The sequence below is a fragment of the Rhodococcus sp. LW-XY12 genome, assembly GCF_019317345.1.
Taxonomy (GTDB): Bacteria; Actinomycetota; Actinomycetes; order Mycobacteriales; family Mycobacteriaceae; genus Rhodococcus; species Rhodococcus pyridinivorans.
Window position 1 is genome coordinate 608,562 of the sequence record NZ_CP079225.1, and the last position, 11,908, is coordinate 620,469.

Here is an 11,908-nt window from a genome sequence, read left to right on the forward strand (position 1 = left end):
CACAGCACACGCCATCGATCGGCCGCGCGCCGACGACGTGAGGATCGAAGGGGGTACACGATGGTAGACCTCCTCGAGGTTCCCTTACGGGCCGTCGGCGGACTGTTCGCCATGACCGGCGAGACCGCCCGGGCGGCCTTCCGTCGCCCCTTCCAACGGCGCGAGTTCATCGACCAGGCATGGTTCGTCGCACGCGTCTCGCTCGTGCCCACCGTGCTCGTCGCGGTGCCGTTCACGGTTCTGGTGAGCTTCACCCTCAACATCCTGCTCCGGGAGATCGGCGCGGCCGACCTCAGCGGAGCGGGTGCGGCCCTCGGCGCGGTGACGCAGGTGGGTCCCATGGTCACGGTGCTCATCGTCGCCGGTGCCGGCGCCACCGCGATCTGCGCCGATCTCGCGGCGCGCACCATCCGCGAGGAGATCGACGCGATGCGTGTGCTCGGCATCGATCCGATCCAGCGTCTCGTCGTGCCCCGGGTGCTCGCGTCCACCGTCGTTGCCCTACTGCTCAACGGTCTCGTGTGCACGATCGGCATCCTCGGCGGGTTCGCCTTCTCGGTCTTCCTCCAGGACGTCAACCCCGGCGCGTTCATCAACGGCATCACCCTGCTCACCGGCTTCGGAGAACTGATGATCTCCCAGGTCAAGGCGGGGCTGTTCGGCATGATCGCGGGGCTGGTCGCGTCCTATCTCGGTCTCAATGTCAAAGGTGGAGCGAAGAGTGTCGGCGACGCCGTCAACCAGACGGTCGTGTTCGCGTTCATGGCGCTGTTCGTGGTCAACCTCCTCGTCACGGCCGTCGGCATCAAGCTGACCGCGGGATGAGGGGAGCGGAGATTTCATGGCAGTGATGTCCTGGCGCTTCCCCCGTGCGGTTCGGCGCATGACACGTGCGTCGTCCACGGTGGACCGGGTGGGGGAGCAGGCGCTGTTCTTCGGGCGCGCCCTCGCGACGGTCCCCCGGGCGCTGATGCACTACCCCAAGGAGACGGTGCGTCTGGTCGCCGAGATCAGCATGGGCACCGGCGCACTCGCCGTCATCGGCGGCACCGTCGTGATCGTCGGCTTCCTGACGCTCTTCACCGGCGGCATCATCGCCGTGCAGGGCTTCAGCTCACTCGGCAACATCGGTGTCGAAGCGCTCACCGGCTTCTTCGCGGCCTTCATCAACGTGCGTATCGCGGCCCCGACGATCGCCGGCATCGGGCTGGCGGCCACCATCGGCGCCGGCTCCACCGCCCAGCTCGGCGCCATGCGTGTCTCCGAGGAGATCGACGCGCTCGAGACCATGGCGATCCCGTCCATCCCGTATCTGGTGTCCACGCGCGTGCTCGCCGGGATGATCGCGATCGTCCCGCTGTACTCGCTCGCCGTGATCGCCTCGTTCGTCGCGAGCCGCTTCGCGACGGTGGTGCTCTACGGCCAGTCGGCGGGCGTGTACGACCACTACTTCACGACCTTCCTGATACCCACCGACATCCTGTGGTCGTTCGTCCAGGCCATCGTGATGGCGATCGCCGTGATGCTCATCCACACCTACTACGGTTTCACCGCAGGTGGCGGCCCCGTCGGTGTGGGTGTCGCGGTCGGCAACGCGGTGCGGGCCTCGCTCGTCGCGGTCGTCACCGTCACCCTGCTCATCTCGCTCGCCGTCTACGGCGCGACCGGCAACTTCAACCTGTCGGGGTAGGGCGCGCGACATGGACACTCCTTCGTGGAAGAAGAAGTTCGCCGCCTTCGGTCTCGTGGGCGGCCTCGCCGCGATCGTCGCGGTGGCACTGACGATGTTCGCCGGTGGGTTCACCTCGACGGTCCCGCTCACCGTCACCTCGACCCGGTCGGGTCTGGTGATGGAACCCGACGCCAAGGTGACGATGCGCGGCGTCGAGGTGGGCCGCGTGGCGTCGATCGAGCACACACCGGCCGGTGCGGTCCTGCATCTCGACATGCAGCCCGGGCAGATGCAGCTCATCCCGTCGAACGCACGGGTGGCGATCGAATCCACCACCGTCTTCGGTGCCAAGTTCGTCGACATCGTCGTCCCCGACGATCCGTCCTCTGTTCCGATGCAGGAAGGCGCCGTAATCGCGGCCGACAACGTCACCGTCGAGTTCAACACGGTCTTCGAGCACCTGTCCGACGTGCTCGCCCAGATCCAGCCCGAGAAGCTCAACGCCACCCTCGGCGCGCTGTCGGAAGCGCTCAACGGACGCGGCGACGCCCTCGGTGCCGCCCTGGCCGAGGCCGATGCGTATCTCGCCGAGATGAATCCGTCGCTGCCGCAACTGCAGGCCGACCTCGTCTCGGCTGCGCAGGTGACCGACGTCTACGCCGACACGGCCCCCGACCTCATGACCACGATCGGCAACGCCACCGACGTCGGCAACACCGTCGTCGACGAACAACAGCAACTCGATCTGCTACTGATGAACCTCACCGGTCTCGCGAACACCGGACGGGACGTCCTGGGGGAGAACGAAACACAGTTGACCACCGCACTCGACAGCCTGAGCCGCACCACCGGTCTGCTCGGTGAGTACTCGCCGCAATTGACCTGCTTCATCGTCGGTCTCAACGACGCCCGGGTGGCGTTCGAACCGATGGCCGGCACCGGGGAGTACGCCGCGCTGATGCTGAGCACCAGCTTCATGGGTGGCGCGACGCCGTACAACGACGCCCAGGATCTGCCCGTGGTCGGCGCGACCGGCGGACCGAACTGCTGGGGCCTGCCGAACTTCGACCCGCGCCGCGACGGTCACGCGCCGTTCGTCGTGTCGAACACCGGCGAAACGCCCTACAAGCCCGCAACGGAAGCCTGGATCCGCTACCCGACGATCTTCCAGTACCTGTTCGGCGACCATCTCGCGGGCGGGCGGTGACCATGAGAGCGACCACCGTCAAGTTCCTGATCTTCGCCGTCACGATGACGTTGATCTTCGCCGGGCTGGCCGTCGTGTTCAGCCAGGCGCGGTTCACCGGCACCGAGAACTACCGGGCCACCTTCACGGACGTCTCCGGTCTCGGTGCCGGCGACAAGGTCCGCATCGCCGGGGTGCAGGTCGGTTCGGTGAAGAAGGTCGACATCGGCCGCGACAACACCGCCGAGATCGAGTTCGACGTGGACGCGAAACACACGTTGTTCACCGGCACCCGCGCCACCGTGCGATACGAGAACCTCGTCGGCGACCGGTATCTCGAACTGCTCGAAGGTGCCGGCAGCGTCGACGTCCTGCCCGCCGGTGGCAACATCCCGATCGAGCAGACCGAACCCGCCCTCGATCTCGACCTGCTCCTCGGCGGGTTCAAGCCGCTGTTGCAGGGCCTCGACGCGCAGCAGGTCAACGACCTCTCCGGAGCTCTGTTGCAGGTCTTCCAGGGGCAGGGCGACACGCTCGTGTCGCTGCTGGGGAACACCAACTCGTTCACCAACTCACTCGCCGACCGCGACCAGCTGATCGGCGACGTCATCGACAACCTCAACGCCGTCCTCGGCACGATCGACGATCACGACCGCGAGTTCGAGAACACGATCGAACAGCTGCACACCCTGGTGGGCGGGCTGTCCGCCGATCGTGATCCCATCGGCGCGTCGATCCCGCCGATCGCCTCCGGCACCGCGGATCTCGCCGCGCTGTTGCAGAACAACCGGCCCGACTTGCAGACGGTCATCGCCGAGACGAACCGCACCATGACCCAGCTCGACCTCGGCAAGGATGACATCAACCGCACGCTCGAACGCCTGCCCTCCGACTACAAGAAACTCATCCGCGTGGGTGCATACGGAAACTTCTTCCAATTCTTCCTCTGTGCCAATACTTTCAAGTTCTCCGGACCGGACGGCACCACCATCCGGTACACCACGGCGAACCACGACACGGGAAGGTGTGCGAAGGTCGAATGAGTGCACCCCGTGACCCCAACTACATCCGCACGGGCATCATCGGCCTGGCCGTGTCCGCCGCGATCGTTCTCGCCGGTCTGCAGTACGACCAGCTGCACTTCCTCTCCGGGGGCCTGAGCTACTCGGCGCGCTTCCAGGACGCCGGCGGTCTGGTGCCCGGCGACGACGTCATGCTCGCCGGCGTGAACGTCGGCGACGTCACCGAGGTGCGCCTCGACGGTCAGGCCGTGCTGGTGAGTTTCCGCATCCGGGACGGTATCGGGCTCGGCGACACCACCGGAGCCGACATCAAGACCAACACCGTGCTCGGCCGGAAATCGCTGGCGCTGCGCCCCGGTGGCGACGGTGTGATGCGCCCGAACTCGATCATCGGTATCGAGCACACCAATTCGCCGTACTCACTGACCGACGCACTCGGCGATCTCACGACGACCGTCTCCGAACTCGACACCGATCGCATCAACGACTCGCTCGACGCGCTGTCGCAAACCCTCGAGAACACCCCGCCCGAGATCCAGGGCGCCCTGGAGGGCATGACCCGCCTGTCGCAGTCGATCAACGCCCGCGACGAGTCGTTGCACCAACTGCTCGAGCGTGCCGAGAGCGTGACGGGCATCCTGGCCGAGCGCAGCGACCAGGTCAACGCGCTCATCGTCGACGCGAACGCCCTGTTCGGCGAACTGAGCCTGCGCCGCGACGCCATCACCGAACTGATCGCGAACATCTCCTCCGTCTCACGTCAGCTCACCGGGCTCGTGCAGGACAACCAGGCGCAGATGGCACCGACACTCGAGAAGCTCAACCTCGTGACGGCCAACCTGCAGGCGAACAAGGAGAACATCGCCGGGGCGCTCGACGGCCTGGGCCCGTACATCAGCGCACTCGGGGAATCCGTCGCCAGCGGACCGTTCTTCAACGCCTACGTGTCCAACATCCTGCCGGCGCCGTGGTGGAAGGCCATCGTGGACAGCCAGGTCGCGCCCGATCTTCTCCCCGAGGATCTCCAGGACGTGATCCCGGACGGGCCCCCGACTATCAAGAGGGACGGCGAATGAGTACCGATACCGCCCCGACGACCGCCCGCCGTCGCCCACCCCTGCTGGTGCCGGTGATCATCGGCGCCGTCGTCGTGCTCGTGCTCGGCGCCCTCGCCGTGTTCGTCCTGCCGGACCTCGGCAAACGCACGATCCACGCCGAATTCGCGTCCACCAGCGGCCTGTACGAGGGCGACGACGTACGGGTGCTCGGCGTCTCGGTGGGGCGCATCAGCGACATCGAACCCCGCGACGACCTCGTACAGGTGACGATGAAGGTCGACGACGGCGTCGAGATCCCGTCCGATGCGAGTGCCGTCGTCATCGCGCAGAGTCTCGTCTCGGCGCGCTTCGTCCAGCTCACCCCTGTGTACTCGGGTGGCCCGACGATCGAGGACGGCGCGACGATCCCGATGCAGCGCACGGCCTCTCCCGTGGAGTGGGACCAGATCAAGACCGAACTGATGCGATTGTCCGAAGCGCTCGGTCCCGAGGAACTCGATCCGCAGGGATCTCTCGGCCGGTTCATCGACACCGCGGCCGAGAATCTCGAGGGCAACGGGCAGACCGTGCGCGAGGCCCTTCGGGAGCTGTCGGACACGATGCGCACGCTCTCGGAGGGACGCACCGATCTGTTCTCGACGATCCGCAACCTGCAGACCTTCGTGTCGGTCCTCTCGTCGAGCAACGAACAGATCGTGCAGTTCGGCGGTCGTCTCGCGTCGGTCTCGGACGTGCTCGCGCAGAGCTCCGACCAGCTCGGTGTCTCCTTGTCCGAGTTGAACATCGCCGTCGGCGACGTACAGCGGTTCGTGCAGGACAACCGGGCCGAGCTCACCGAATCGGTGGAGCGGCTGGCCGATGCGACCGAGGTGCTGGTCCGCAAACGTCCCGAGATCGAGCGGGTGCTGCACTCGGGCCCGACCTCCCTCGCGAACTTCTACAACATCTACAAGCCGGCGCAGGGGTCGCTCACGGGCGCGCTCGCGATCAACAACCTCGCCAACCCCGTCGAGTGGATGTGCGGGTCGGTCGCGGCCGCCGCGAACGCGACCTCCGAGCGCAGCGAGGAACTGTGCCGCCAGCAACTCGGCCCGGTGCTGTCGTCCATCAACGCCAACTACCTTCCGCTGCTGGTCAATCCGCTCGCCGGTGTGCAGGCCTTCCCCGACGACATCGTCTACACCGAAACCTGGCTCGAGGAGGCGTCGGCAGGTCGTGGCACCGCGCCCGAGCCGTCGTCCTCGGAGACCGCGTCGCCGGTCGACGGGATCCTCGGTGGCCTGCCGTCGCTGCAGGTCCCGCAGGATCTGGGTTCTCTGCTGCAGCCGGGAGGAGTGCGATGACCGGCCGCTCGATGTTCCGCCGCCTGGGCGTCGCGGCCACCGCGGTCGCGGTGAGCACGACGCTCACCGCCTGCGAGTGGGACGGACTCAACTCGATTCCCATGCCCGGCAGCGCCGGCCGCGGGGAGGGTGCCTACGAGGTGCAGATCGAGATGCCCAACGTGACGACCCTGACCCAGAACTCGCCCGTGCGGGTCGACGACGTCACTGTGGGGTCGATCTCGGGGATCGAACTCGACGGCTGGCACGCGCTCGTGACGGTTTCGCTCGACGAAGGCGTGATCGTTCCGGCCAACTCGCTCGCCCGGATCGGGCAGACGAGTCTGCTCGGGTCGCAACACCTCGAACTGATCCCGCCCGTCGGCGAACCCCCGCAGGGCCGGCTCGAGGACGGCGACGTCATCCCGCTCGAACGCGCCGGTGCGTATCCGACCACCGAACAGACACTCTCGTCGCTGTCGGTGGTGCTCAACGGTGGTGGACTCGCGCAGATCAACGACATCACCACCGAACTGAACGCGGCGCTCGTCGGCCGGGAGGACTCGATCCGGAATCTGCTCCCGCGCCTGGACGAACTGGTGTCCACCCTCGACACGCAGCGCGGCGACATCATCGCGGCGCTGGAGGGCATGGACCGGCTGGCCGCGACCGTCGACGACCAGAACGCGACACTCGTCCGCGCCCTCGAGGAGTTGCCACCCGCGCTGGAGGTGCTCTCGGATCAGCGTTCGAACCTCACCGCCGCGATGAGTTCGCTCGGTGAACTGAGCACCGTGGCGAGCCGGATCGTCGAGACCTCGAACGACGATCTGAAGGCGAATCTCGAAGGGCTCGCGCCGACGTTGAAGGCCCTGGCCGATTCGGGCAGTGCCCTGACCGAGGTGCTCGGTGTGCTGCTCACCTATCCCTTCCCGCAGGCGGGCATCAACAACATCATCCGCGGCGACTACGCGAACCTCGCGATGACGATCGACCTCACCCTCGACCGCCTCGACCTGAACTTCCTGTCCGGGACGCCGCTCGCGGGACGCCTCGCCGGCCCGGAAGGCATCCTCGGCCGCGACGCGGGACTCGCCGCACAGGCGACGGACCCGTTCCGCGCACCGCTCGAACCACCCCCGCCGCCGCCTCCCGGTCCCGAAGGGAAACTGACGATCCCCGGCATCGGTGAGATCACCATTCCCGGCCTGCCCCTGGGGGTGCCCGCACCATGATGCTCACGCGGTTCGTCCGCATCCAGCTCACGATCTTCGCGATCCTCACGGTCGTCGGACTCGTCGTGATGTCGCTGATGTACGTGAAGTTGCCGGCGCTGTTCGGGATCGGACGGTACGAGATCGTCGTCGAACTGCAGTCGACCGGCGGTCTGTATCCGCACTCGAACGTCACCTATCGCGGAAACACCGTCGGCACCGTGCGGAGCGTCGCCCTGTCGCCGACAGGGGTCGAGGCGTTGCTGTCCATCGACAGCGACGCGAAGATTCCCGCCGATGTGGACGCGGCGGTGCGCAGCGTCTCGGCTGTCGGCGAACAGTACATCGATCTCGTTCCCCGAGCCGACGGTTCGGGCGGCGAACGCCTGGCCGACGGCGACGTGATCCCGATCGACCGCACGAGCGTGCCGCAGGAGGTCGGTGCCCTGCTCGACCAGGCCGACGTGTTGCTCGCCTCGATCAGCGACACCCGGCTGCAGACCGTGGTGGACGAGGCGTTCGACGCGTTCAACGGCTCCGGACCCGAACTGCAGGAACTGATCGACTCGACGCGCCTGTTCGTGCAGGAGGCCTCGGCGAACAGTGCCGAGACACGGCAGTTGATCGACCAGATCGGTCCGCTGCTCGACACGCAGGTGGTCACGAGCGATGCGATCCGGTCGTGGACACGCGACATGGTCACCTTCACCGACCGCCTGCGCGAGAGCGACCCCGACCTGCGAGCCCTGCTCGACGTCGGACCGGGTGCCGCTGCCGAAACCGAATCCCTGTTGCAGGAACTGAAACCGACCCTGCCGTTGCTGCTTGCGAATCTGGTGAGCGTCGGCGAGGTGGGTGTGGTCTACAACGCCGGCATCGAGCAGATCCTGGTGCTGTACCCGCCGATGACGACGGCCCTGATCACCGCGGCCGGCGCCGGCCCGCCCGAGGACGGTGCCGTGGTGGACTTCCACCTGCAGGTCAACGATCCGCCGCCGTGCCTGGCAGGCTTCGTGCCGCCGGAGCAGTGGCGCAGTCCGGCCGATACCTCCGTGGTCGACACACCCGGCGACATCTTCTGTCAACTGCCACAGGACTATCCGAACGCGGTCCGCGGCGCCCGGAACGTACCGTGCATGGAGTACCCGGGCCGTCGCGCACCGACGCCCGACACGTGCCGCACCGGGTACAGCCCTACCTATTCGGACAATCCGTGGACCGGACCGCCGACACCGGTGGCCTCGGAGAACGTCGCACCCACACCCGCTTCCTACGGTGAGCGCGGCGACACGGCTCCCGCCGGGGTCGCGGCGCGACGGATCGATCCGCAGACCGGGACGTACATTGGTCCCGACGGCACCGTGTACACGCACGCCGATCTCGGTGGAGATCGGAGCTTGGAGAGTTACATGAAGGCGCAGCAGGGCTGATGGCAGACGAGATCGACAAGAAGACGAAGCCGGCATGGGCCAAGCCGGTCGCGATCATCGCGTCCGTACTGGTCATCGCGCTCGTCGCGGCCGGTGCCTGGCTCATCGTCGACAGGCAGTCCGCGAACGAACGCGACGAGAAGCGGGAGGCGTACCTGCAGGCCGCGCGGCAGACGGTGCTCAACCTGACCACCATCAACGCCGATACCGCCGGCGCCGACGTCGCACGTCTGCTCGAAGGCGCGACGGGCGATTTCAAGGCCGAGTTCGAGGGCCGCGAAGGGCCTTTCGTGGAGGTCGTGCAACAGGCCGGCGTCGACACCACCGGTGAGGTCCTCGAAGCGGGGATCCAGAACGAGGACGGCACGTGCGCGTCGTCGCTCGTCGCCTCCCGCGCGATGGTGAGCAACGCCGACCAGACCGAACCGGAAGCACGCGACTTCCGTCTGCGGGTGACGATCTGCGACGAGAACGGCAGATTGCTGGCGTCGAAGGTGGAGTTCGTGCCGTGACCGACGAGAAGGACGATCGCGTGACGCTCGACAAGACGACCGACGACACTGTGGCCGGTGGGACCGCAGAGAAGGACGGATCCACCGCCGCCGAGACCTCGGCCGCCGACACCTCCGTCCCGGACGCGATTTCGGATACGAAGGCCTCGTACCTGCCACACATCGCGATCGGATTGTCTTTCGTGGCAGTGGTTTTCGCGGTCCTGGTGGGATGGCTCGCCTACGGCACCGTCCAGCAGTCCGCCGCCGAGACGGCACGGACGGAGGCAAGGGTCGCTGCGGAGGAACAGGCGGTCGCGATGCTCGCCTACACCCACGACCAGGTTGACGCGCAGACCGACGCCGCCGCGGAGGGTCTCACCGGCGACTTCCGCGACGAGTACACGAATCTGATGAAGAACATCATCGCGCCGGGCGCCAAGGAGAAAGCGATCAGCGTGCAGGTGAGCGTGCAGGCGTCGTCGGTGGTCTCCGCCGACGCCGACAACGCTGTGACCCTGCTGTTCCTCAACCAGATCACGACGAGTTCGGAGAACCCCGAAGCGGTGAGCAGCGGCAGCCGGGTGCGCGTCGAACTCGAAAAGCAGGACGGGCGTTGGCTCGTCAGCCGGTTGACCCCGATCTAGAAGAGAGCCGTCAGGTGGGGTCGGGTTCGCCGGCCTCACCCGGCGCGATCAGCGCGCGTCCGGCGGCGCCGGTGTTGGCGAGGGTGTCGAGGAACGAACGGGCCCAGCGATCCACATCGTGCGTGAGCACCTGACGGCGCAGCGCACGCATCCTCTTGCGGCCGTCCTCGCGCGGCACCTCGATCGCGGCCTGGATCTTGTCCTTGACGTCCTCGAGGTCGTGCGGATTGCACTGGAACGACTGCCGCAGTTCGGCTGCGGCACCGGTGAACTCGCTGAGCACCAACGCGCCGCCGAGATCGCTGCGGCACGCGATGTACTCCTTGGCGACGAGGTTCATGCCGTCGCGCAAGGGGGTTACCAGCATGACGTCGGCCGCGACGAAGAACGCGATGAGCTCGTCGCGGGGGACCGGGCGGTGGATGTAGTGCACCACCGGACGCCCCACCTCGGCGTACTCACCGTTGATGCGACTGACCGTCCGCTCGATCTCGCCGCGCATGTGGACGTAGGAATCGACGCGCTCCCGGCTCGGGGTCGCGAGCTGCACCATCACGGTGTCCTTCGGGTCCATGCGACCCTCGGCGAGAAGTTCGTGCACCGCATCGAGCCGCACGTCGATGCCCTTGGTGTAGTCGAGGCGATCGACGCCGAGCAGAATCGTCTTCGGGTTGCCGAGTTCCTTGCGCAACGCCTTGGCGCGATCGCGGATGGCCTTGCTCCGCGACTGCTGGTCGAGCCGGCCCGATTCGATGGAGATGGGGAAAGCGCCGACGCGCACCGAGCGGAAGCCGACCTGGACCACGCCGAGCTTGGACCGGATGCCGATGTTACCGCGTGAGGTCTGGGCACCTGCCAGACGTCGGGCGAGATACAGGAAGTTCTGGGCACCCCCGGGAAGATGGAAGCCGATGAGGTCGGCGCCGAGGAGACCCTCCACGATCTCGGTGCGCCACGGCAGCTGCATGAACAGCTCGATCGGCGGGAACGGGATGTGCAGGAAGAAGCCGATCGTCAGATCGGGACGGAGCATCCGCAGCATCTTCGGCACCAGCTGCAGCTGGTAGTCCTGGATCCAGACGGTCGCGCCCTCCGAGGCGGCCTTCGCGGTCTCCTCGGCGAAGCGGCGGTTGATCTCGACGTAGGAGTTCCACCATTCGCGCCGGTACTCCGGACGCACGATCACGTCGTGGTAGAGCGGCCACAGCGTGGCGTTGGAGAACCCCTCGTAGTATTCGGCGATGTCCTCGGTGCTCAACCGCACCGAGTGCAGGGTCAGCCCGTCCTCGACGATGACGCCTGACTCGGCGTCGGCCACGCCGGCCCAGCCGACCCAGGCGCCGTTGTTCGAACGCAGGATCGGCTCGAGTGCGGTGACGAGCCCGCCCGGACTGCGCTTCCAGCGGGTGGTGCCGTCGCGAAGCCGTTCGAGGTCGACCGGCAGGCGATTGGCGACGACCACGAAGTCCGACCCGGCGTGCGAGTCGTGGTTCCCCGCTGCGTCCGCTTCGCCTGCTGTCACGCTGTGGTCCTCTTTCGGGGCCGGTGCCGTCGCCGGCCCGGCAGTGTGGGTGCCGACATCGGCACCGGGATGGGTGTCGAGCTCGTCAGTGCTTGTCGCTGGGACCGATGCCGAGCATCGACAGCAGCATGCGGCACTCGTCCGCGTTCTCTGCGTAGGCAGCGACGACTCGCTGCGCCTGTCGTGCGGTTTCGTCGGCGACGGGTTCGAGATCCTCGTCGGCGATGTCGTTCGCGGTGGTCGGGTCCGCGGCCATGATGTCCTCCCGGGGTCGCTGCTCTGTGCGAGCACGCATCGTCCTTCGACTCTAGGAGAATCGGACAGCTCGCCGCCACCCGCCTTCC

General features: G+C 67.1%; 12 protein-coding genes. 10 read left to right on the plus strand and 2 right to left on the minus strand.

All coding sequences use genetic code 11. The annotated features are described in order from the left end of the window. Positions 1 to 60 precede the first annotated feature (60 nt). The 10 genes from KXC42_RS02910 to KXC42_RS02955 are packed head-to-tail and all read left to right on the plus strand — an operon-like array spanning position 61 to position 10,042. The gene (locus KXC42_RS02910) at positions 61 to 825 is read left to right on the plus strand and encodes an ABC transporter permease (RefSeq protein ID WP_006551898.1); all 765 of its coding nucleotides are present in this window, start codon (positions 61 to 63) and stop codon (positions 823 to 825) included. 16 nt (positions 826 to 841) lie between these two features. Continuing rightward, a complete protein-coding gene (locus KXC42_RS02915; RefSeq protein WP_024102955.1) occupies positions 842 to 1,690 on the plus strand; it encodes an ABC transporter permease in 849 nt (282 codons plus the stop codon). Positions 1,691 to 1,700: 10 nt separating this feature from the next. Then, positions 1,701 to 2,879, plus strand: a complete 1,179-nt coding sequence (locus KXC42_RS02920; RefSeq protein WP_039585834.1) for an MCE family protein — start codon at positions 1,701 to 1,703, stop codon at positions 2,877 to 2,879. 2 nt (positions 2,880 to 2,881) lie between these two features. Then, positions 2,882 to 3,901 carry an MCE family protein gene (locus KXC42_RS02925; RefSeq protein WP_024102956.1) on the plus strand — a complete coding sequence of 340 codons (1,020 nt, stop codon included), beginning with the start codon at positions 2,882 to 2,884 and terminating at the stop codon, positions 3,899 to 3,901. Further along, complete coding sequence (locus tag KXC42_RS02930; RefSeq protein WP_019290089.1) at positions 3,898 to 4,956, plus strand: MCE family protein; 1,059 nt, start codon at positions 3,898 to 3,900, stop codon at positions 4,954 to 4,956. Before KXC42_RS02925 ends, KXC42_RS02930 begins: the two co-directional genes overlap by 4 nt. After that, the gene (locus KXC42_RS02935; RefSeq protein WP_019290088.1) at positions 4,953 to 6,281 is read left to right on the plus strand and encodes an MCE family protein; all 1,329 of its coding nucleotides are present in this window, start codon (positions 4,953 to 4,955) and stop codon (positions 6,279 to 6,281) included. The genes KXC42_RS02930 and KXC42_RS02935 overlap by 4 nt, the downstream gene beginning before the upstream one ends. Beyond that, positions 6,278 to 7,495 (plus strand): MCE family protein, encoded by a 1,218-nt coding sequence (locus KXC42_RS02940; RefSeq protein WP_024102958.1) that lies wholly within the window; start codon positions 6,278 to 6,280, stop codon positions 7,493 to 7,495. The genes KXC42_RS02935 and KXC42_RS02940 overlap by 4 nt, the downstream gene beginning before the upstream one ends. Next, positions 7,492 to 8,904, plus strand: coding sequence for an MCE family protein (locus KXC42_RS02945; protein ID WP_219129901.1), 1,413 nt, complete (start codon positions 7,492 to 7,494; stop codon positions 8,902 to 8,904). The genes KXC42_RS02940 and KXC42_RS02945 overlap by 4 nt, the downstream gene beginning before the upstream one ends. Further along, positions 8,904 to 9,416, plus strand: a complete 513-nt coding sequence (locus KXC42_RS02950; RefSeq protein ID WP_019290085.1) for a hypothetical protein — start codon at positions 8,904 to 8,906, stop codon at positions 9,414 to 9,416. Before KXC42_RS02945 ends, KXC42_RS02950 begins: the two co-directional genes overlap by 1 nt. Then, positions 9,413 to 10,042, plus strand: a complete 630-nt coding sequence (locus tag KXC42_RS02955) for a twin-arginine translocation pathway signal (RefSeq protein ID WP_219129902.1) — start codon at positions 9,413 to 9,415, stop codon at positions 10,040 to 10,042. The genes KXC42_RS02950 and KXC42_RS02955 overlap by 4 nt, the downstream gene beginning before the upstream one ends. 10 nt (positions 10,043 to 10,052) lie before the next feature. Here KXC42_RS02955 and KXC42_RS02960 read toward each other — a convergent pair whose 3' ends face one another. Continuing rightward, entirely contained in the window at positions 10,053 to 11,564 is a 1,512-nt protein-coding gene (locus KXC42_RS02960) for a trehalose-6-phosphate synthase (RefSeq protein ID WP_006551888.1), read from the minus strand. Positions 11,565 to 11,649: 85 nt separating this feature from the next. Further along, positions 11,650 to 11,859, minus strand: coding sequence for a hypothetical protein (locus KXC42_RS02965; protein ID WP_016692417.1), 210 nt, complete (start codon positions 11,857 to 11,859; stop codon positions 11,650 to 11,652). Between the last annotated feature and the right edge of the window lie 49 nt (positions 11,860 to 11,908).